Annotated in this window: 15 protein-coding genes; 11 read left to right on the top strand and 4 right to left on the bottom strand. The window is 44.4% G+C overall.

From position 1 onward, the window contains the following. The first annotated feature begins 229 nt into the window (after positions 1-229). The 7 genes from IGI69_RS14270 to IGI69_RS14240 all read left to right on the top strand — a co-directional run bounded on the left by IGI69_RS14270 (position 230) and on the right by IGI69_RS14240 (position 11,977). A complete protein-coding gene (locus tag IGI69_RS14270; protein WP_074536704.1) occupies positions 230-1,588 on the top strand; it encodes an alpha-L-fucosidase in 1,359 nt (452 codons plus the stop codon). Positions 1,589-1,643: 55 nt separating this feature from the next. Beyond that, the gene (locus tag IGI69_RS14265) at positions 1,644-2,597 is read left to right on the top strand and encodes an ABC transporter permease (RefSeq protein WP_005228058.1); all 954 of its coding nucleotides are present in this window, start codon (positions 1,644-1,646) and stop codon (positions 2,595-2,597) included. A gap of 15 nt (positions 2,598-2,612) precedes the next feature. Further along, entirely contained in the window at positions 2,613-3,527 is a 915-nt protein-coding gene (locus tag IGI69_RS14260) for a carbohydrate ABC transporter permease (RefSeq protein WP_438741247.1), read from the top strand. Positions 3,528-3,548: 21 nt separating this feature from the next. After that, positions 3,549-5,201 carry an extracellular solute-binding protein gene (locus tag IGI69_RS14255; protein WP_015510400.1) on the top strand — a complete coding sequence of 551 codons (1,653 nt, stop codon included), beginning with the start codon at positions 3,549-3,551 and terminating at the stop codon, positions 5,199-5,201. A gap of 84 nt (positions 5,202-5,285) precedes the next feature. Beyond that, positions 5,286-8,333 carry an alpha-mannosidase gene (locus IGI69_RS14250; protein ID WP_438741245.1) on the top strand — a complete coding sequence of 1,016 codons (3,048 nt, stop codon included), beginning with the start codon at positions 5,286-5,288 and terminating at the stop codon, positions 8,331-8,333. A gap of 18 nt (positions 8,334-8,351) precedes the next feature. Beyond that, positions 8,352-10,595 (top strand): glycoside hydrolase family 3 N-terminal domain-containing protein, encoded by a 2,244-nt coding sequence (locus IGI69_RS14245; RefSeq protein ID WP_438741244.1) that lies wholly within the window; start codon positions 8,352-8,354, stop codon positions 10,593-10,595. Further along, on the top strand, positions 10,592-11,977 hold the full coding sequence (locus tag IGI69_RS14240) for a glycoside hydrolase family 1 protein (RefSeq protein ID WP_438741242.1): 1,386 nt from the start codon (positions 10,592-10,594) through the stop codon (positions 11,975-11,977). The genes IGI69_RS14245 and IGI69_RS14240 overlap by 4 nt, the downstream gene beginning before the upstream one ends. Before the next feature lie 72 nt (positions 11,978-12,049). On the opposite strand, the gene IGI69_RS14235 is transcribed toward IGI69_RS14240, so the two are convergent. Next, positions 12,050-12,910, bottom strand: coding sequence for a MurR/RpiR family transcriptional regulator (locus tag IGI69_RS14235; protein ID WP_005228070.1), 861 nt, complete (start codon positions 12,908-12,910; stop codon positions 12,050-12,052). A 216-nt stretch (positions 12,911-13,126) separates the two neighbouring features. Here IGI69_RS14235 and rpsO point away from each other — a divergent pair, with 216 nt between their 5' ends. The 4 genes from rpsO (at position 13,127) to celB (ending at position 18,850) form a co-directional block, all read left to right on the top strand. After that, on the top strand, positions 13,127-13,396 hold the full coding sequence (gene rpsO / locus IGI69_RS14230; RefSeq protein ID WP_005228072.1) for a 30S ribosomal protein S15: 270 nt from the start codon (positions 13,127-13,129) through the stop codon (positions 13,394-13,396). A 382-nt stretch (positions 13,397-13,778) separates the two neighbouring features. Next, positions 13,779-15,896: a polyribonucleotide nucleotidyltransferase gene (gene pnp / locus IGI69_RS14225; protein ID WP_438741240.1), complete on the top strand. Its 2,118-nt coding sequence runs from the start codon at positions 13,779-13,781 to the stop codon at positions 15,894-15,896. 210 nt (positions 15,897-16,106) lie between these two features. Then, entirely contained in the window at positions 16,107-17,507 is a 1,401-nt protein-coding gene (locus IGI69_RS14220) for a glycoside hydrolase family 1 protein (protein WP_438741238.1), read from the top strand. A gap of 2 nt (positions 17,508-17,509) precedes the next feature. Then, the gene (gene celB, locus IGI69_RS14215) at positions 17,510-18,850 is read left to right on the top strand and encodes a PTS cellobiose transporter subunit IIC (RefSeq protein ID WP_223597508.1); all 1,341 of its coding nucleotides are present in this window, start codon (positions 17,510-17,512) and stop codon (positions 18,848-18,850) included. An 82-nt stretch (positions 18,851-18,932) separates the two neighbouring features. On the opposite strand, the gene IGI69_RS14210 is transcribed toward celB, so the two are convergent. The 3 genes from IGI69_RS14210 to IGI69_RS14200 all read right to left on the bottom strand — a co-directional run bounded on the left by IGI69_RS14210 (position 18,933) and on the right by IGI69_RS14200 (position 23,269). Further along, a complete protein-coding gene (locus IGI69_RS14210) occupies positions 18,933-20,855 on the bottom strand; it encodes a heavy metal translocating P-type ATPase (RefSeq protein ID WP_270266808.1) in 1,923 nt (640 codons plus the stop codon). Positions 20,856-21,149: 294 nt separating this feature from the next. After that, positions 21,150-22,190 carry a type 2 isopentenyl-diphosphate Delta-isomerase gene (gene fni, locus IGI69_RS14205; RefSeq protein WP_270266809.1) on the bottom strand — a complete coding sequence of 347 codons (1,041 nt, stop codon included), beginning with the start codon at positions 22,188-22,190 and terminating at the stop codon, positions 21,150-21,152. Then, positions 22,187-23,269: a phosphomevalonate kinase gene (locus IGI69_RS14200; RefSeq protein ID WP_438741234.1), complete on the bottom strand. Its 1,083-nt coding sequence runs from the start codon at positions 23,267-23,269 to the stop codon at positions 22,187-22,189. The genes fni and IGI69_RS14200 overlap by 4 nt, the downstream gene beginning before the upstream one ends. Positions 23,270-23,272: the final 3 nt, after the last annotated feature.

Here is a 23,272-nt window from a genome sequence, read left to right as displayed (position 1 = left end):
ATATATAGCCAGTGGGAGTAAATGGAAAAATCACACATCGAAAACAAGAAAAACACAGCAAATGTATTTGAAACGCTACATTTCTCCAAAAACGTTCATCGAAATCAAGCTTTATTCCTTGCACCTTTTATAGACGAAGTTGTTCGTTTTAACATAGCGAAAAAACTTACATATTGTTATAGGACATTTTTTTCGCTTACATTTAGAACAAAGAAAGGAGTGCAAATGAATGACAAATATTCGCGGTGATATTGAAGAAGCCAAAGGGAACATTCAAGAAGAACTAGTCCCAGAAACAGAAATGCTCAAGCAACGTCTGGAATGGTTTCAAGACTTGAAATTCGGAGTAATCTTCCATTATGGGCTGTATGCCGAAGCGGGGATCGTTGAGTCTTGGCAATTATCTGAAAAAGATGAATGGGCTAGAGAAAACCACCCTTATCGAGAAACCATCGAAGCACTGCGTTTGGATTATTGGCAGTTGATCAATCAGTTTGAACCGAAGAAGCTGGATACCCGCAAATGGGCAAAAATCTGTAAGGATGCAGGGTTTAAGTACTGTTTATTCACAACAAAGCATCATGATGGGTTTTCGATGTTCAATACAATGGAATCAGAGTTTAAAATCGGCGGGAAATTAAGTCCCTTTAAACGCGACATATTGCAAGAAGTGTTTACGGCATTTCGAGAAGCAGGGATCGCCACAGGAGCCTATTATTCTAAAGCTGACTGGTATTCTCCTTTTTACTGGTTGGATGATGATACCGTCAAAGGCCGTCATGCCAGTTACGATACCCATCTTCATCCAGAAATTTGGGCACGCTATGTGTCGTTTGTGCATCGCCAGATTGCGGAGATTACCTCCAATTACGGAAAAGTCGATTTTCTTTGGTTAGATGCCGGTTGGTGCGGACAAGGCAAAGAAGACCTACAAATGGATCGTTTAGCTGAGATTGCGCGTGAGAAACAGCCGGAATTGATCATCGTTGATCGGATGATGGGGGGCCGTCATGAAAATTATGTGACACCAGAACGCAAAATTCCTGCATTAGCAGAAATTCCTAAAAAAGTTTGGGAAAGCAATATCCCGATTGGAAATGATTGGGGCTATGTGCCGAATGATACTTTTAAGAGCAGCCAAGAACTGCTGGAAACCTTGATTGATGTAGTCAGTAAAGGGGGGAATTTGATTTTAGGCGTCGGACCAACACCTGATGGCGAATTTACATTCGAAGAGACCCAACGCTTAGAAGAAATCGGCCATTGGTTGGCGCTATATGGTGAAGGCATCTATGAAACGCGGGCAAGACCAACAGCTTGGAAAAATGAATGGTATTTGACCTATCAAAAAGACGGCAAGGCTCATTTTGCATTTCGCAGTATCGCTGCAGTCGCTTGCGAACAGATTCCTTTAACAGAGATCGGAGCAACTGAAGAAGACGAGCTAATTGATCTAGCCACTAAAAAACCGTTACCAGTCTATAAAAATGCGGATGAACCGTATCTCTTATGGTCGGATATCAGTCACCCGAACGTTGGGGCAGTTGGGATTCGCGTTTCGACACATAGGGAAAAAAATACACATTGATTTGAAAGCGAATACAATTCATGATAAGGCTAACACCAAGCAAGGAGGAGGAAGAATGGAAACAGCGCCAATCAGACAAACCGTTTCAGTACCTAAAACAAAGAAACAAGATATAAAAATGAAGATCAAGAAAAATCGGCAATTGTACTTGTTTGTGTTGCCAGCGTTTTTGATTATTTTGATTTTCTCGTATGGACCGATGTATGGAATCATTATTGCATTCAAGGATTATATGCCTTCATTAGGGATTATGGGCAGTCCTTGGGTTGGGTTTAAACATTTTCAACGTTTCTTCGATTCCTATTATTTTTGGGAACTCATCAAAAATACTTTAGGAATCAGTATCTATTCATTGGTTGTCGGTTTTCCGCTGCCGATCATCCTGGCATTGGCTTTGAATGAGATCAAAGACGGCCCGTTTAAAAAAATTACCCAAACAGTCACGTATGCTCCAAACTTTATTGCTGTGGTGGTCATGGTTGGTATGGTCATTGCTTTTTTATCTCCCTCAACAGGGATCATCAATCACCTATTAGAATTTTTGGGTTTCGAGCGGATCAGCTTTATGACCAATCCCCGCTGGTTTAAAACGATTTATGTACTGTCGGGCGTTTGGCAAGGAACGGGATGGGGGTCTGTGATTTATCTGGCAGCCCTATCTGGAGTTGATACGCAACTGCACGAAGCGGCAACGATCGATGGCGCTTCTCGTCTGCAACGCGTTTGGTATATCAATATTCCAACGATCATGCCCACGATGGTGATCTTATTGATCATGAGCTTCGGCAGCTTGATGTCAGTTGGGTTTGAAAAAATCATCTTGATGCAGAATCCTTTGAATATGCAATCCTCGAATGTGATTGCGACCTTTGTTTACCAGCAAGGGCTGTTAGATGCGCAGTACAGTTTTGCTGCGGCAGTCGGCTTATTTAACTCATTGATCAATTCAGTCTTGTTGATCGTAGTCAATCATATCGCCAAACGTTTAAGCAACTCTAGTTTATTGTAGAAGGGAGGACCAAAAGTGAAAACAACGTCTTTAATAAAAGATACCCGTGCTGATAAAATCTTTTTGATCTTTGTTTATGTGTTTTTAGCAATTTCTTTGCTGATCGTTTTGTATCCACTGATTTATATCATCAGTGCTTCAATCTCAAATCCGCATCTGGTAAACTCTGGTGAAATGTGGCTTTTGCCAAAAGGGATCACCTTTGAAGGCTATCGAACACTACTAGGCAATAGCAGTATCTGGCGTGGCTATTTGAACACGATTTATTATACGGTTTTAGGGACATCGATCAATCTCTTAGTGACCTTACCTTGCGCCTACGCCTTATCACGAGAGGATTTTTATGGGCGACGCGGCTTCACTAATTTTATGCTGGTCACCATGTTCTTGTCCGGTGGCTTGATTCCCAGCTACTTGTTGATTCGCAGCTTAGGCATGCTGAATACTGTCTGGGCACTAGTGATTCCAGGAGCCGTCTCGGTTTACAATGTTGTTGTCACGCGAACATTTTTTCAATCCACGATTCCACGGGAGATGGAAGAAGCAGCAATTGTGGATGGTTGTTCTGATTTTCGGCTATTCATGCAGATCGTTTTACCACTATCAACGCCGATCATTGCGGTAATGGCTTTGTTCTATGGCGTCGGACATTGGAACAGCTTTTTTAACGCATTGATCTATCTTTCTGATCGATCAATGTATCCGTTACAAATGATTTTAAGAGAAATATTGATTCTTCAAGATATGTCATCAAATACCGTCAATAATGTGACTTCAGAAATGGCGAATATGCTATATAGCAAACAACAACTTGCTCAAGTCATCAAGTACGGCGTCATGATCGTTTCTTCATTACCGGTAATTATCGTCTATCCGTTCTTACAAAAGTATTTTGTCAAGGGCATGATGGTTGGTTCAATTAAAGGATAAAAAACTTAAAGGAGGAAGAAAATGAGAGTAAAAAAGAAACTTTTAGGAATAGCAGGTGTTGCTTTGTGCAGTATGCTCGTCTTAGGTGCGTGCGGTAATTCTTCAGATGAAGGTACTGGGGAAAAGAAAGAAGTGGCCATCAATCATGACAGTCAGTTTCCGATCATCAAAGAAGGGGAAGAACTGACACTGAATATCATGGCACCTGGTGTAGGGTTGGCGGAATGGGAAGACATGCCGACATTACAGGATTATCAGGAAAAAACTGGCATCAAACTGACCTATACGACACCGCCATCCGCTGACTTTAGTACGAAACTGAACTTAGCCTTTGCTTCTGGAGATTTACCGGATATCGTTTACGGTGCTGGTTCGCAAGCATTGACTGCTTCGATGGAGATCGATTACGGTTCACAAGGGATCTTGCTTCCCTTAGAGGAGTATATCACGCCGGAAATCATGCCAAACCTGTATGCACTGACGCAAGAAGATCCCTCAATCTTGAAGTCGATCACAACGCCGGATGGGCACATCTACTCTCTGCCGATGATCTCACGGAATGCGACATCGATTTGGTGGCAAGGTCCGATGTGGTACAACGGCACGTGGCTCGATAATTTAGGTGTATCTGAACTGCCAAAAACCACAGACGAATTGCAAGAGCTTCTGACACGTTTTAAAAACGAAGACCCTAACGGCAATGGTCAAGCAGACGAGATCCCATTGACGGATGTTGATATGAACTCGACAAGAGTTTGGTTGATGGCTGCCTTTGGCTTACGGACCCGCGGCATCCAAGTGGATGATGATGTGGTCTCCTACACACCGACTTCAGAAAACTACAAAGCATTCTTGGAATATATGAATACATTGTACGATGAAGGCTTGCTGGATAAAGAAGTTTATGGACAGTCAGATGAACAGAAAAAAGCGAAGGGTGAAAACAATCAACTTGGGCTTTTTGCCGACTATTTCAGCTTCTTTACTACTGGTCGCAGTGAGGAAGAGGCTATGAATGATCCAATGTTCCAACCAGTGACTTCTGAATGGGCTCCAGAAGCTAAGATTCCCGGTAGTCCAAGAATTTCACGAGGGACCTTTGCTTTGACCAATGTCAATCCTTCTCCAGAAGCTTCTATGCGCTGGGTGGATTACTTCTATTCAGAAGAAGGCTCAAAATATATCGAACAAGGACCAGAAGGGTTTTTATGGGAGTACCAAGAAAATGCGGACGGTGAAAAAGTTCGTGTCTATGCAGACGGTATCGATACTAACAATACCGAAGACGAACGTGGCAAGATCACACCAGCATACGGATTGACAACGCCAAACCTTGTTATCGATACAACCGGCGAATACCATATCCGTAAAACGGCGAATGAAGAACCGGATACTCGTTTCAACGATTGGGTTGCCAAAGAAACAGCTGAGAAGATGGAAGACATCGCTGAAGTACCATTTCCGCTACTGTATTTAACGATTGAAGAAAACGATAAGGTAGCAGCAACTGCCACTGATTTGACAACTTATGTAGAACAAATGGAAGCCAAGTTTATCACAGGTGTCGAACCGTTAGATAATTGGGACGACTATGTGAAAACGATCGAAGCAATGGGCATTGACGAATACGTCGAAGTCTACCAAGCGGCTTATGACCGTTGGAAAGCAAACTAAATAAAGTGATAAGTGGAAAACGGGCCGAGACGATCAATCTCAACCCGTTTTTTTCAAAAATCTGCTAGAGGAGTCCAAAGAAAAATGAGAGTTATGCAGCCTTATGAGTTTGAACGCATTCGAAAAATTTTATACAAATTAAAACAATACCGCGTACGCCATCAGCAACCGGTAGCCCCACTTTTTTTAAAACGAGAGACTTGGGTACCGTATGAGCAAGGGACCTATTTTGGAGAAAAAAATGCCTATTACCAATTGCAAGGTAGCCTTCAAGTTCCCGCTGACTGGGTGGAAAATCTTTGTGTCCTGCAAGTGTACTCAAGCCTTTCAGAGTGGGACAATACCACCAATCCCCAAATAAAAATCTATTTGGACGATACCTATGTCCAAGCCATCGATGTCAATCATCGAGAAATTACATTGACAAAACAATTTCTACAAAAAGAAGTCAAACTGAAGATCGATTTGTTCTCCGGCCGATCCGAAAAACCATTCCCGCTGCAGGTCAATTTATTGGCGTTGGATCCTGCAGTTAATGATGTCTGGTATGATTTTTATACGCTGTTTGATAGTTGGCGTGCCATTCGTGCGTTTGGCGGTGACGAAGCATTTTATCAACAAGTCCTTGGTCAAGTCGCCAATGTCTTGGATTTTCGTACCCCCTACTCAACGGCATTCTATGAAAGTCTCACAAAAGCAAAGCAGCTGCTTTCATCGTGTTACCTACCAGCGCATACACCAAAACAAAAGGTGACGGCTGTCGGCCATACCCACATCGATCTGGCGTGGCTTTGGACGGCGCAGCAAGCAATTGAAAAAGGCGAGCGCAGTTTCCAGACGGTCTTGAAATTGATGGAGGAGTATCCAGATTACACGTTTTTTCAAAGCCAACCACAACTGTATCTCTCCATGAAAACCCATTATCCTGAACTTTACGCTGCAATCAAAGAAAAAGTTCGAGAAGGAAGATGGGAAGTTGACGGGGCGATGTGGGTGGAAGCCGATTGCAATTTGACTTCAGGAGAATCACTGGTTCGTCAGATCCTTTATGGCAAACGGTTTATGAAAGAGGAATTTCAAGTCGATAGCCGCATCTTATGGCTACCGGATGTCTTCGGTTATTCAGCCGCCTTGCCGCAAATTTTACGCAAAACAAATACGCCATACTTTATGACGACGAAGCTGTCATGGAACCAGTTTAATCAAATTCCATATGATTCCTTCTATTGGCAAGGAATTGATGGAAGCCGCGTTTTGACGCATTTTATTACAACCATCAGTGAAGGATACAGTCCAAGAGATTATTATACGACGTATAATGGATTGCTAGATCCTTATACGATCAAGGGGAGTTTTGAACGTTATCAGCAAAAAGATCAGCACGACGAAATTTTGATTGCCTATGGGTATGGTGACGGTGGCGGAGGTCCGACGAAAGAGATGTTGGAAGTTCAAAAACGGCTGCAAAAGACATTGCCAGATATGCCGACGATCACTGGCAATCATGTGGGGGGCTTTTTTGATCGACTGGCAAATTCTTTTGCTGAAAAACCAGGACCGGTCTGGTACGGCGAATTGTACTTTGAATACCATCGCGGGACCCTGACTTCCATCGGAAAAAACAAAAAGGCCAATCGTCAAGGAGAATTCTTCTTACAGACGATCGAAAAACTTTATAGTATCTGTGGGATGAATCGCTATCCACAAGCTGAATTAGAACAACTTTGGAAACAGCTGCTGTTCAATCAATTCCACGATATTCTGCCGGGAAGCTCGATCAAAGAAGTCTATGATCAGACGGATCAAGAGTATCGGCAGCTCTTTGATAAAGGCTGCGAGCTGATCCACGCTTTGCTTCCAGAAACACAACCACCCAAAGCTACTTCATGGCATGTCTTTAACCCGCTGGGACAAGCGCGGACGGGTCTGGTCTATTTAGACGATCAAACAGGGGTCAAAGAAGCTTACTCGACTCAGCGGACCCATGATGACCGGCTCTTAGTCAAAATTCCCGCCATGGCTGGCTTGAGCTGCAAAACATTGACCCCTGTCTCAGCTGTGCCTCAATCAAAGCAAGTGGTAATGCGGCTGGAGGAATCATTTGAAACGGCGGATTTTAAAGTGATTTTTGACGAACACTTTGACATCATCTCTTTAATTGACAAACGGCATCAACGAGAGATCGTACCAAAAGGCGAGCGGTTGAATCAGTTAGTAGCTTATGAAGATCTGCCGATGGATTATGATGCGTGGGACATTGATATTTATTACCAGAAGAAGCCTTATCCTGTGAAGCAAGTTCTCTCAGCTGAGGTCGTTGAGCAAGGTGAGATTCGTGATACCTTGAAAATCAAACGTCAGTTTGAAGATTCTTTTATTACCCAATGGCTACATTTTTATCATGGCACCGGAAGAATCGATTTTGAAACAGCGGTTGATTGGCAGCAGCATCAATTGCTGCTGAAGGCATTGCTGCCGATTGATGTCAACACATTGGAAGCGACATTTGATATTCAGTTTGGGCAGGTAAAACGACCTGTGCATAAAAACACGACATGGGACCAAGCGCGTTTTGAGAGCTGTGGTCAAAAATGGGTTGATCTCTCAGAAGGAAATTATGGGGTTAGTATTTTGACAGATTCGAAATATGGGTTCAATACGGATTATCAAAAGATCGGGCTTTCTTTGATCAAATCGCCGATCGATCCGTATCCAGAAGCGGATCAAGGCTTTCATGAGTTTACCTACTCCTTGTACGCCCACGAAGGAACTTGGCAAGACGCGCAAACGATGGAAGAAGCTTTGGCATTGAATGTTCCCGTTCTAACCGTTCCAGGTGTGCCACAACTATCAGCAGAAGCTTTTCTAGCAGTCGATCAAAAGAATGTCTTGCTGGATACGGTGAAAAAAGCCGAAGATGAAGAGGCACTGATCGTGCGGTTGTATGAATATCACAATCAAACCACCGCCTGTCAATTGCGTTGCCAAAAAAGAATCAAAAAAGCGGTTTTAACGAATCTTTTGGAAGAAACCGTCGCTGAACTGCCGATCGATCCGCTGGATGCCCAAAGCATCACAATCCATTTCCAGCCATTTGAAATCCAGACCATCATGCTTTATTTAGAAAATTAAATAGAAATGGAGAAGCATATGATTGAGACACTTTTACGGCAAATGACGTTGCAAGAAAAAATTGGCCAGCTGAATCAGCGTCTGTATGGTTGGGAAGTTTATGAAAAAACTAACGGAAAAATTATGTTGACTGAAACCTTTAAAAAAGAAGTAGCTCGTTTTGGCAGTCTTGGCTGGATCTACGGCGTGTTTCGGGCTGATCCTTGGTCAGGTAGAAATCAGCAAACAGGCCTGACGACCGCGGAGTCCTATGAGCTATCCCTTATGATTCAAACTTATTTGCAGGAGCACACTCGGCTGGGGATTCCAGCCTTTCTCAGTGAGGAGTGTCCCCATGGGCACCAAGGTTTGGAAGCCACGACGTTTCCGGTCAATTTTAGTGTCGGTTCTAGTTGGAATCCCGACCTGTATCAAACGGCCCAAACTATCACTGCTCAAGAGATTCGAGCAAAAGGGGCCCATGTCGGCTTAGTTTCCGCATTGGACATTGCTAGAGATCCGCGTTGGGGACGAACTGAAGAATGTTTCAGTGAAGATCCGTTTTTAACCAGCAGCTTTACCAAAGCGGCCGTCAGAGGATTGCAAGGATCAAAAACAACGATAGAAAAGCAGAACGTTTTAGCGGTGTTGAAGCACTTTGCTGCCCAAGGTGCAGGAATGGGGGGACACAATGCAGGGCCAGTGGCGATCGGTGATCGGGAATTCCGTGAAATTCATCTGCCACCAATGAAAGCTGGTATTGCTGCTGGGGCTTTGGGGTGTATGGCTGCATACAATGATCTAGATGGTGTTCCTTGCCATGCCAATGCGTATTTGCTGCAAGATGTTTTAAGAGAAGAAAGTGGCTTTGCGGGAATCGTTATGGCTGATGGGTGTGGGTTGGATCGGATTGCTGACTGGCTGGGAAGTCGCCCGCAAGCGGCCGCCAAATCCTTGACCAGCGGTGTAGATGTTAGTTTATGGGACGAAGTTTTCCCTGTATTGGAAGAAGCTGTCCTTGACGGACTGATTGCGGAAACGGTTATCGACGAGGCGGTCCGGCGTGTGCTTCTTTTGAAAGAAAAACTTGGCTTGTTTAAAGAAGCAACGCCCCACGTTTCATTGCCAGACAAAGAAAAGGCCCGACAAGCTTCCTTAAAATTAGCAGAAGAATCCGTCGTCTTACTAGAAAACAATGGCATTTTGCCTTTGAAGAAAAAGCGACAAAAAATTGCTGTCATTGGTCCTCACGTTAAACAGCTGTATCATCAGCTGGGGGATTATACCCCATTTAAGGAGGAAGCAATGTGTATGACTCTTTGGGAAGGGTTGACCAAATTAAATACGCATCAAGTGGATTTCGCCTACGAAAAAGGCTGCGAAATCGCCAATGGAACAACGGCGCAACGACGGCGGGCTTGTCAGATCGCAGAAGACGCTGATGTCATCTTAGTGACGATTGGTGGCTCCAGTGCCCGTGATTTCACAACGGATTTTGACAAGAACGGCGCCGCCTTAAGGGGATCTCAGGAAATGACCAGCGGAGAAAACATCGACTTAGCTACCCTCGATTTGCCGCAATGCCAGTTGGATTTACTGTTTGCGTTGAAGAAGAGGAAAAAGCCGCTGATTGGGATCGTGATTTCTGGTCGACCGCATTGCTTAGCCCCTTTGAAAGAAGTATTCGATGGACTGCTTTACGCTGGCTATCCCGGCCAATATGGAGGGGAAGCGATTGCTCGGATTCTTTTTGGCGAAACGGTTCCTAGTGGGAAATTAGCAGTTTCTATTCCTGATACGGTTGGACAGCTGCCAGTCTGTTATAATTATCGCAACACAGCGTTTCAAAAAGACTACCTCGAACAAAACGGCACACCAGTATATTCTTTTGGTTATGGTCTTAGTTATGCCTCTTTTACTTGCAGCGCGGTTTCGGCTGAATATGCAGGTGAAGGCATTATCGTTAGCGGCACACTCGAAAATCATTCTGCAGTTTCTGGCAAAGAAGTCATTCAATGTTATCTAAAAGAGTACACAAAAGCATATGTGCCGAGGAAAAAAGTCCTGTGTGGCTTTCAAAAAGTATGGGTGCCTAATCAAGGGCAAGTAGCTTTTCAACTCGTGATCGATGAAGCATCATTGCAGCAGCTGGCAATTTCTTTGAAAGATACTGCATCGTTTTGTCTGGAAGTCGAAACAGCAGGTCAGCAGTATCGATTTTTATTTCAACGATCCAACCCTGACCGTACGTGGCAGGTAACTCAGAAAGGAGCAAAAGAATGATTCACTTTCCAAAAAACTTTTTATGGGGAGCGGCCGCGTCAGCACCGCAAACCGAGGGGGCTGCGGCTGTTGACGGCAAAAGTCCCTCTACATGGGACAAATGGTTTGAGTTAGAGCCGTCACGCTTTTACGATGGTGTCGGACCAAGCGACACTTCAAATACCTACTATCAATACCGTGAAGACGTGGCAAACATGAAGGCCATGAACTTAAATTCCTATCGGACATCGATTGCATGGACCCGCTTATTACCAGACGGAAAAACATTGAATCAGACGGCAGTAAAGTTTTATCGGGCATATTTTCAGGAAATGCTGGATCAAGGCATCGAACCGATCATTAATTTGTTTCATTTTGACATGCCTTGGTGGCTGATGGAGAAAGGAGGCTGGGAAGCCAGGGAATCCGTTGACCATTTTGCATTTTATGCAAAAACTGCTTTTGAACAATTCGGCGATTTAGTGAAAAAATGGGCGACCTTTAATGAACCATTGGTGCATATTGAATGTGGGTATTACGGAGATGCTCATTGGCCGCAAGTGCGTGATTTCAAGCGGGCGATCCAAGTGGGTTATCATACTTTGCTAGCTCATGCGAAGGCGGTTGCTGAGTTTCGTAAACTCGCACTTCCTGATGGAGAAATCTGTATCATCTTGAATTTGTCACCTGTTTATCCAAAAAGCCAAGAAGCGGCTGATCGAGAAGCCGCTGAATGGGCGGACCTCTTGTATATTCGCAGTTTTTTGGACTGTGTCGTTTATGGACAATTTCCTGAAAAACTAACGAGCTTGTTCAAGGAGCATCAATTGACCCCTGAATATGAGGTAGCAGATGCGGAAATTTTTCGTGAAAATACCGTAGATTTTATCGGTTGCAATTATTATCAACCGTTGCGGATCCAAGCGCCTCTTCCGCAGAATGGAGCATCCAATCCCTTTGAGCTGCGTCAGTTGTTTCGTGGGTACGATTGGCCAGAGAAAAAAATCAATCCTCATCGTGGCTGGGAAATCTATCCAGAAGGGATCTACGATATTGCGATGCGTCTGAAGAATGACTATCAAAACATGCCATGGTTTATTTCCGAAAATGGCATGGGGGTGTCAGAGGAAGAACGGTTCATGGATGCCACGGGGCAAGTCAATGATACGTATCGGATTACCTTTGTTGAAGACCATTTGTGTCAGCTGCATCGCGCGATCGAAGATGGGTCACCTTGTTTCGGCTACCATATGTGGACCTTTATGGATTGCTGGAGCTGGTTGAACGCTTATAAAAACCGCTATGGTTTTTATCGAGTAGATTTGAAGAATAACTTCGAGCGTTATCCTAAAGCGTCCAGTTTTTGGTTGGCAGAAGTAGCTGCTAGAAATGCCATTGATTGATCAAAGTGTCCGATTAGAAGCAAAAATACCGCAGGAACATGTTCCTGCGGATTTCTTTTGGGTATGAACATTTTACAAATACTTCTCACGAAAATCAGCGATGGCTTGGCGTGACGCGTAGATATTGCGTGCCAGCTTTTCATTTTTACTTAAAAAGACATAGAAAAGGACATCGACCGCTAATAGGTGGGCGATGATTGAATTGGTAGCGGCACTCCGCTGGTTGGCTTCTTTGGAACGGGACACTTGCAGGGGAACATCCGCCAACTTCGTCAACGGATTGCTGCCAAAGCGGGTGAGTGACAGGATCGGAACGCCAAGATTTTTAGCGATTTCGGCTAAGTGAACCATCTCTGGCGTGTGTCCACTGTTGGAAATGACCCAGACCAGACTTTTTTTCTCGTTTTTGACAAGTTGTGGCAACAAGAGATTGTAGTCATTTTCAAACACGACGATCTTGCCTAAGCGAGTCCATTTTTGTTGGATATCTTGTGCGATCAATGAGGAAGCACCGATCCCGCAGACAAAGATGCGTTCACGAGTCGCGATCAGTTCAGCGGCAGCCAACATCAGCTGTTCTTCTAATAATTGAGCTGTCTCATTCATGGTCACCTGGGCATTGTGGCTCAATTTTGAGGTGATGGCATGAAAGGGCTCGTTTAATTCAACATCGGCATAGCCTAAATGCTCATTGGCATTGTGGCGCAAGCCAGATTCGGCAGATAATTGTATTTTTAAATCTGTCAAACTAGCAAAGCCGGTTTTTTTCGCAAAACGGACAACGGTTGGTGCACTGATCCCAGTGGCTTCTGCTAATTGACTCGCAGTCATCGATGGCACTTTTTCAGGATTGGCCTCCATGAATGCGAAGAGTTTCTTCTCAGAAAGCGATAATTCATTTTTCATGCTCTCGATTCGGGAAAGAACGCTCATCCTTACACTTCCTTTAGATAGAGTAGTATCCTAAGTATAACATAAGTTTTGGAGGAGCTTTCAAAAGAAACGAAAAGAATAGGTAGATAAACTTGCTTTTTTACTTAGAATCAAGTAAAGTAATTACGTGTGAAAAGCACAGTACCTGTTACTTGGTTTAACGAATCACCAACGTTTTACTCAGTCGCAGGGGAAAAAGAAAAAGAGGTGAAAAACATGGCAATTTCAAAAGAACGCAAAAACGAAATCATCAACAAATTTGCACGTCATGAAGGAGATACTGGTTCTCCAGAAGTTCAAATCGCTGTTTTAACAGAAGAAATCAACCATTTGAACGAACATGCACGGATGCACAAAAAAGACCACCATTCATACCGTGGGTTGATGAAAAAAGTTGGACATCGTCGTAACTTATTAGCTTACCTACGTCAAAAAGACGTACAACGTTACCGCGAATTAATCCAAGCTTTAGGATTACGTCGTTAATCAAACAAAGAAAAGTGAGGTTCAACCCGAATCTCACTTTTTTGCTATGAATCACTGCGACTGGGCGGCGCAAGCCGCACAGAGCAGATGATGAATAGTACTAGGCGAGAGCAACGAGCGTAGTAACCAGGCAGCGGAATCACTGCGACTGCATTGTCGGCTAAAACAGCTGATGCAGTCTGACAGGTAAGCTTGAGCCATCTAAAAAGTGAAACACCGAAATAGCGGCCTTTTGACTGGTGAATCAAAAAGCGCAGCCAAAAAGAATTTTGGGTCCTTGTAAGCAGCATCCTACTAACCAAATGAAAGCAGCGGAACGACATTCCGATTTTTTCATTTGTTTAGTAGTGACTTGCTGGGATCCGATGAAAAGGAGCAGAACATGACAGAAAAACAAGTATTCAAAACAACTTGGGGCGGCCGCCCATTAGAAGTAGAAGTTGGCCAATTAGCCAAGCAAGCAAACGGAGCTGTATTGGTTCGTTATGGCGATACGGTTGTCCTAAGTGCAGCTGTTGCATCTAAGGAAGCAAAAGATACCGACTTTTTCCCATTAACGATCAATTACGAAGAAAAAATGTATGCCGTAGGGAAAGTACCTGGTGGCTTTATCAAACGTGAAGGACGTCCAAGTACGGAAGCAACCTTGACTGCCCGCTTGATCGACCGTCCGATCCGTCCAATGTTTGCGGAAGGCTTCCGTAACGAAGTACAAGTTACAAACATCGTAATGAGTGTTGAACAAGATTGTACGCCAGCAATGGCAGCAATGTTAGGTTCTTCTTTAGCGTTATCTATTTCAGATATCCCGTTTGACGGACCGATCGCTGGTGTCGATGTCGGTCGGGTCAATGGCGAATATGTCTTGAATCCAACAGTAGAACAAGCAGAACAAACCGATATCGAATTGACAGTAGCTGGAACGAAAAAAGCCATCAACATGGTTGAATCAGGAGCGAAAGAAGTTTCTGAAGAAGACATGTTAGGTGCGTTATTATTCGGTTTTGATGCTATCAAAGAATTGGTTGCCTTCCAAGAAGAAGTTGTCGCAGCTGTGGGCAAACCAAAAATGGAAGTCAAATTGTTACAAGTAGATGCTGACTTGAAAAAAGAAATTTTCGACGGCTACTACCAAACAATGAAAACTGCTGTTATGACGGAAGAAAAATTGGCTCGTGAAGACGAGATCGATAAAGTCAAAGACACAGTGAAAGAAGTATATGCAGAAAAATTTGCTGGACATGAAGAGGAAGCACAATTCTTGAAAGAAGTGAAACAAATCGCAGAAGATCTTGAAAAAGATGTGGTACGCGAATTGATCACCATCGACAAGATTCGTCCGGATGGCCGTCAATTAGACGAAATCCGTCCATTGGCATCAGAAGTTGGCTTATTGCCACGTGTTCATGGTTCTGGTCTATTTACTCGGGGACAAACTCAAGCCGTGTCTGCTTGTACGTTGGCACCTTTAGGTGAACACCAAATCATTGATGGATTAGGGGTTGAAGAATCAAAACGATTCATCCACCATTACAACTTCCCTCAATTTTCTGTTGGTTCGACTGGTCGTGCTGGCTCACCAGGGCGTCGTGAAATCGGTCATGGTGCATTAGGCGAACGTGCCTTAGCACAAGTGATTCCTGATGAAACAGACTTCCCTTACACAATCCGTCTTGTTGCAGAAGTATTAGAATCAAATGGTTCTTCTTCTCAAGCAAGTATTTGTGCAGGAACCTTAGCATTGATGGATGCAGGGGTGCCAATCAAAGCACCAGTTGCAGGTATCGCAATGGGACTTGTATCTGATGGTGAAAACTACACGATCTTAACGGATATCCAAGGCTTAGAAGATCACCTTGGCGATATGGACTTTAAAGTTGCTGGAACCAAAGATGGGATCACTGCGTTACAAATGGATATCAAGATCCAAGGAATCACTGAACAAATCTTGACAGAAGCATTAGATCAAGCGAAAAAAGCACGGATGGAAATCTTAAATGAATTGACATCAACATTGGCTGCTCCTCGTGAAGAGTTAAGCCAATACGCACCGAAGATCGAAATGATCCAAATCGATCCTGCGAAGATCAAAGATGTAATCGGTAAAGGCGGCGACACCATCAATGGCATCATTGATGAAACTGGCGTGAAAATCGATATCGATCAAGACGGAAAAGTTTCGATTGCTTCTGCTGATGCAGAAATGATCCAAAAAGCCATCAAGATCATTGAAGAATTGACGAAAGAAGTAAAAGTTGGCGAAGTGTACCTTGGGAAAGTTGTCCGTATTGAAAAATTCGGTGCGTTTGTCAACTTGATCAAAGGCAAAGACGGCTTAGTTCATATTTCACAACTTGCGAACGAACGGGTCAACAAAGTGGAAGACGTTGTCAAAGAAGGCGACGAAATCTTAGTGAAGGTTACAGAAATCGACAAACAAGGTCGTGTGAACCTTTCAAGAAAAGCACTATTGAACGAAGACAAAGCAGAGAAAAAATAAGCTGCTACTTCTAAATCATAAGCAAAGTCTAGGAAACTGGACTTTGCTTTTTTTGTGTCTAAGTAGCAGCTCTTCAAGAGGGTCTTACTTGACAGGAGTTATTTTTTGCGTTACCGCGAAAAATAAGAGATAATTCAGAATATTGTCTTTGCCATGCAAGCAATAATTCTAAGATGTCAAACGCATCTTATTTAGGATAAGGAGTACGATATGAAACAGACATTTCCAACCGATTTTTTATGGGGAGCATCGATTTCCGCGCACCAAACCGAAGGGGCATATCAAACCGACGGCAAGGGGCTGAGTGTCCAAGATACTCGTCCAAGAGACAACCATGAGATCGCTGATTTTACAGTGGCTGTCGACCATTACCACCAGTACAAAGCGGATATCGCCTTGTTAGCAGAAATGGGGATCAAAATTTTCCGCTTTTCGATCGCTTGGTCGCGAATTTTTCCAGAAGGGCGCGGTACCGTCAATCAAAAAGGATTGGATCATTACAGCGATGTCATTGATGAATTGCTGAAACACGGGATTCAGCCCTTTGTGACGTTGAACCATTTTGACTTGCCGCAAGCATTGGAAGACGAAGGCGGCTGGACAAAACGCAGCACCGTTGAGGCATTTGCCGCATATGCCAAAACGCTGTTTACGGCCTATGGGGATCGAGTGACGCACTGGCTGACGATCAATGAACCAAATATCATGCTGCTGGTGGATCAAAAAATATTAGGGAAAAAGATTCCATTATCAGAAAAATACCAGCAATTTCATCACCTGATGATCGCTGAAAAATATGCCTTCGAAGCGTGTCATGAAATCGTTCCAAATGGCAAAATCGGACCGGTGCCGAATATTTCGTTGGTCTATGCGGCGACTAGTCGACCAGAAGACAACCAAGCAGCGTTGTACTTCAACAGTGTCCGGAACTGGGCTTACCTTGATTTTGCCTGCTTCGGTCGTTACAACACGGTCTTTCAAGATTATTTGAACCAAAACGGGCTCACGATTGACTTTGGGCCTGAGGATGAGGCGTTGATGAAACGGGCTCTGCCTGACTTTGTCGCGATGAACTTCTACACCACAGTGACAGTGGAGCAGCCAACGGAAGCTGGGGATATGAAAAACGGTATCAGCGATCAGCAAAGTGAAGACATTATGGAGCGTGGTTTTTACAAAGGGTTCACCAATACGTTCTTGAAGAAAAATGCCTTCAATTGGACCATCGATCCCTTGGGGCTGAAAACGACGTTGCAGACTCTTTATGATCGTTATCACTTGCCGATCATCATTACCGAAAACGGCTTAGGGGCAGAAGATCATCTAGAAGCAGATGGCACGGTTCATGATCCGTACCGTATCGATTATTTATCGCAGCATATCAGCCAATGCTTAGCCGCGATCAATGCTGGGGTGGATCTGATCGGATACAGTCCGTGGTCTGCCATTGATTTGATCAGTGTACATGAGGGGATTCGAAAACGGTATGGCTTCATTTACGTGGATCGCAATGATGCACAGGAAAAAGAACAAAAACGAGTGAGAAAAGACAGCTTTTATTGGTATCAAAAGCTGATTGAAGAAGGGGTGATCCCTTCGTTGGAGGAGTAACGATGACAAGTGTTTTTACCTTTTTAGAAACGCGTTTGATGCCGCCTTTGAATAAGTTGGCGAATTTACGCTTTATTCGCGCAATCATGCAAGCAGGGATCATTACGGTCCCTTTTACGATCGTCGGATCGATCTTTTTGATCATCAATAATTTACCGCAGATCATTCCACCACTGGCTGGCTTTTTCGAACAAACGATTTTACGATTTTCACCGCTCTATAGTGTCGTGACCACGATGTCTGTCGGCTCGATTGCTGTTTTTTATTGTTTAGCAACAGGGTATTATTTAACTGAGATTTATCATAAAGAAGATCATTTGACTATGAGCAGTTTTGTAGCGGCGTTATTAAGTTTGTTTGCCTTTTTAATGACGATCATTCAAGTCGACATTACCGATGGGGCAGCTCAATTGCTGCAGTCAGAAAGCGAAACTGCCATTGTTTACAATGGGATCGCCATAGGCGGTTGGATCACACGCTTTAGCGGGGTAGGCATCTTTATTGGGATCATCACCGCAGTGCTTGCTACGTCGGTCTATCGTTTTTGTGTAAGAAGAAAGATTACCATCCAGATGCCTGAAGGAGTTCCTGATGGAGTCAGCAAAGCATTTGCGTCATTGATCCCAGCGATTTTGATCGCCTTTTTGATGGTGGCGATCAACGGGGTACTGGCGGTTTTCCACACGGATCTTCACGGATTGCTGTCCAAACCATTTGAATTCGTGAAAGAGTTGACGGGTTCTTGGTTAGGAATCATCGTGATTATGCTCCTTATCCATCTCTTATGGGCAGTGGGGGTTCATGGGACGGCTGTTATTAAAAATAGTTTCATCAATCCCATCCTTTTGGTGGCTCTAACGGAAAATATCGATGGTGCCAATAATATTTTTGCTGGGGATTTCGTGAACATGTATATTTTTATGGGCGGCGCAGGAAGTACGCTTGGATTGGTTTTATTGATGCTGTTTGTGGCAAAATCACAACAGCTCAAAGTCTTAGGAAAAGCAGCGATCTTACCAGGACTTTTTAATATCAATGAACCAGTGATCTTCGGGGCACCGATCGTCTACAATCCGTATTTGATCATCCCCTTTATCATAACCCCTTTGATCAACGTCACGATTGCTTACTTTGCTAGCTCATTTGGCTTTGTCGATAAAGTCATTACTGGCATTCCCTGGATCTCGCCAGTCGGAATTGGGGCGTTTTTAGGAACCGGCGGTGATTTCCGAGCCATCCTGATCGCTTTGATCAACTTAGGGGTTTCCATTCTCTGCTATTATCCATTCTTTAAGATGTACGATGGCAAACTCTACACGGAACAACTTGCCAATCACGCATAAATAGGAAAAAACAGCAAAACGCCCGTTGATGGACTTCTAGTGAAGTGCCAACAACGGGCGTTTTTTCTAATGCAAGTAGTGATCACGTATGCAAAGACTGTTGATACAAAACGCAATCATCACAATCTTTGCGAGTTGGTTTGGCTTGCTGGGGTGTTTCTTTGTGTAATGGCAAAAGCATACGCAACCCGTTTAAGATGACTAAGATCGTGCTTCCTTCATGACCCACGACCCCTAGAGGCAGCGTGAGAAATTCAAGGAAGTTTGAAGCAATCAGCAACAAGATGACACTGATAGAAAAGACGATGTTTTGTTTGATGATCCGCTGTAATTTTTTAGCCAAACGGTGACTGTCGACCAAGCGCAGCAAATCATTTTTCATCAAGACGATGTCCGCCACATCCATTGCGACGTCAGTTCCTTCGCCCATCGCGATTCCTACACTTGCGGTCGCTAAGGCGGGGGCATCATTGATCCCATCACCGACCATCGCATTGATTTTGTAGGTTTCTTTCATTTCTTTGATCCGAGTGGTTTTCTCATCAGGCAGGCAATCACTTTCGTAGTCAGACAAGCCGATTTCTGCTGCGATCACTTTAGCAGTACCTAAATGATCACCCGTCAGCATCGTCGTGTGAATCCCCTGCTCATTGAAGTAGGCAAGACTCTCACGAGCTTCAGGACGGGGCTGATCCAATAGCGCTAAATACCCTGCTAACACACGGTCACGATTGATATAAATCAAGGTTTTTCCAGCTGCTTTCAATTCGTGGATGCGAGTTTGCTCATTGGCAGCAACAGATGTTAGATCGACTTCTTTTCCAATCGTCCAATGGGCAGCTTGGTAAGTGGCGGCTAGACCGACCCCCGCTTGTTCTTCCACGGCTAATTCCAATGGCTTTTCATCGTGAAAATACGCCAAGATCGCTTCAGCCAATGGGTGATTTGATTGTTTTTCCATCCCGACGATCAGTTGGGGAATAAAGGGTTCATCCAGCAACAGATGGACATCAGTGACAGCAGGTTTGCCACGAGTCAGCGTTCCGGTTTTGTCAAAAGCGATCGCTTTGACATTGGCAAAGGCATCCAAGGCTTGTCCGCCTTTGCATAAAACGCCCAAACGAGCAGCGTGAGAAATGGCTGCTAAGGTCGCAGGAGTAGCAGAGGCGACTAAGGCACAAGGAGATGCCACCACCAGTAAGACCATGCCGCGATAAAAGCTTTCTTGGAACCCCCAATTCGTGAAAAACGTACACAAAACGATCATTAGCGGGACGGCGATCAAGACGATCGGCACATAGATCCGTTCGATTTTTTCAATCAGGGTCGCCGTTTGACTTGGCATTTGCTGTGCTTCTTCCACCAATTGAATGATTTTTGCAAAGCGGGTGTTTTCACTCGTTTGGGTAACTTCAATGTACAATGGCTGACCGAGGTTGATGGTTCCGCCAAATACTTCACTGCCCAAACGTTTATCGACAGGAATGGATTCGCCACTGATGGCCGCCTCATCAACGCTGCTGTTTCCTTGGATCACGATACCGTCGATCGGGATCGCACTGCCTTTTGCCACCATAATCGTATCTTTTAACTGAAGGGCTTCCACTGGTACTTCGACGAGCTCTCCACTTTCAATCATTTTTAAGGCAGTCGTTGGTTGCAGTGCCATTAATGAACTAATTTCTCGCGTACTTTTGTTGGTCGTATATTCCTCAAGGGCACCGCTCAAACAAAAGATAAAGGTCAACATCGCCCCTTCAAACCAATGACCAATGATACAGGCACCAATGGCGGCTAATGCCATCAATAGATCGACGTTTAACCGTTTGTCGTGCACCAATTCTTGCGTGCCTTCCCAGGTTTGTTTCCAACCACCAGCAAGAATCGCTAACAGATAAGGGACAAAGCTATAAGGAATGGAAAAAGATGCCATAAGAAAGCCAGTTGCCATCAATAGCAAACAAGCGATCGTTGAAAAAACAGCCGACGATTCTGATTTACTCATAAGAAACGCCTCCTTTTGAATGTAGTCTAGGAATGAAAAACCGATCCTTTTCTCAAGAAATAATCGATTGTTCCTCCCTCAACTTGAGCATAGCACATTTGAAAACAAGATGGTAAAAAAACAACGTACCTGATAATGAAAGTGATTATCAAGTAGCGATTAAATAACATTACTATCCAAATGATAAATGGAAATTTACTATTATAGAAAAAAGAACACAAAAAAAAGCAGTACAATAAAAAACGAATTGTACTGCTTTTACTTATTTGATGTGGTAGTCAGCGATTGGATCGCTTAACGCAAACTATACGTTGCTAAGGGAATCTGACGTGCTTCACACCACTCTTTGACAGCACCAGAAAAAATCAGCTGAACCTTGGTAAGGTCTTTGGTGCTTGTCTGTCCTGCCATTGTGTAGAGCAGCTGCAGCTGTTCCTTCCATGATTGTAAGGTGGCGATGGTTTCTTCTTTGCCTTTTGACAAAAGCAGCACGAGGATCGTGGCGGATAGTCCTACGCTATCGGCACCAAGGCAAAGTGCTTTGAAGATATCGTAAGCATCCCGAACTCCGCCTGAAGCGATGCGGGTAAAGGGCTGTTGGATCTCATTTGCTTCCAGCAAGGAAATCACGGTGGATTGACCAAAGGTGTCTAAATACGCCAATTCACGTTTTTTTCGACGAGCATTTTCGATTTGAGTAAAACTTGTGCCGCCGCTGCCAGCAACATCAATCGTTTGTACGCCGATCGCCAGTAACTGCTGGATCGTTTCACGGGACATCCCAAAGCCGACCTCTTTTACGACAACCGGAACGGCAACAGAAGCCATCGTTTTTTCCAATAAGGACAGCCATTGGCTGAATTGACGATCGCCTTCTGGCATCACTAATTCTTGCGGTGCATTCAGATGGATCTGCAAGGCATCGGCACCAAAGAGCTCCACTGCCCGTTGTGCATTTTCAACGGGACTGCCCGCACCAATATTGGCTAGTAAGAAGCCGTTAGGATTGGCTTTGCGGACGATACGGAAAGAATCGGCGACACTTGGGTCTTTTAAGGCAGCCGAAACGGAGCCGGTTGCCATCATCAACTCACAGGCTTGTGCGATCTCTGCTAACTCTTGATTGATTTTTAAGGTTTTTTCACTGCCGCCGGTCATGGCATTGATGAAAAAAGGGCTGGAAAATGAGCGGTCAAAGACAGTCGTCGCAATTGACACATCAGCCACGTCAATTTGCGGAAAGGACTGGTGGACCAAGCGAACTGCATCAAAATCGTTGCTGTGTTCTTTATGGAACGCTTTTGCTAAGGAAACATGTTCATCTTTTCGATTCATGATAGGTCCTCCCGGTAATGGTAAACATGCAGCGGCAAGGGGGTGATCTCGGCTTTTTCCCACGCACTCATCAATGGTAAAATACCGGTTTTTTGGTCAACGATCACGATACCGCAATCGCCGCCGCCGGCACCGGAAGATTTGGCTGCACCACAATAATTTTCTGCTAGATCACAAAGTTTTTTAAGTGCTGGAGTTTCAATCGGCACACCAGTCAGTGCGGACAACTCCCGCAGGAGCTTTCGATTTTCCGTGATCATTTTTTTGATCGTGCGACTGTCTTCATTTAAGAAGCCGTCGATCAATCGATTGACGCAGTCTTTGCTGGCTGCTAAAAAGGCCGCATAGGCGTTTTCTTTTTCTTCTTTGGATTGATAGACTTGATCCACTAAGTCAGAGGTGGAGGCTGGAGAGCCTGTCCAGCCAATCAGCAGTCGAAGAGATTTCGGAACCGTCAAGGGACGGATCGATAATCCTGGCCAATCGAAAGCGATCAATTCTGTTAAGGTATGGTCTTTTTGTTTGGCTAAGACCCAGTCGTGATCGAAGGTTGAAAAAGCGATCCAGCCGCCATAACAAGAGGCCGCAATATCACCGCACGACCCATTGCCTTGAACAGCGAGATGGGCAAGAGCCGCAATTTTGAATTGGGTCAACCGATCCATGTCCATTTGATAGTACAGATTCAATGCTTTGACCGTGGCAACAGTCACGGCACCGCTGGAACCGAGGCCATATTTGCGACCATTCGAGTTATCCAGTTCACTGGTCACTTTTAAATCGTAAAAGGAAAGGGGGATGCCTTTTTCTTGGGCATATTTTTCCGTCAGACGAATGGCTGCCAAAATATAGTGGAACGGGTTATCCCGGTGGTCTAAGACTAATTCGCCTTTGCGACGGGTCCAGCGAATCGGCAGGTCGCTGTATTGGGTAGACTGGATGCTGCCGTTTTTACGGGCCTCTTCAACAGTGACCGTGATAAATTGGTCAACGGCAACGATGATTGCAGGATGACCAGGTTCGACAACGGCGTATTCACCAGCAATAAATAGTTTTCCAGGAACGGATAGTTCAATCATTTC

It is taken from the genome of Enterococcus sp. DIV1083b (genome assembly GCF_051713705.1).
Classification (GTDB): Bacteria; Bacillota; Bacilli; order Lactobacillales; family Enterococcaceae; genus Enterococcus_D; species Enterococcus_D casseliflavus.
The sequence above is the reverse complement of the archived record's forward strand: the minus strand, read 5'-3'. Positions and strand labels throughout refer to the sequence as shown.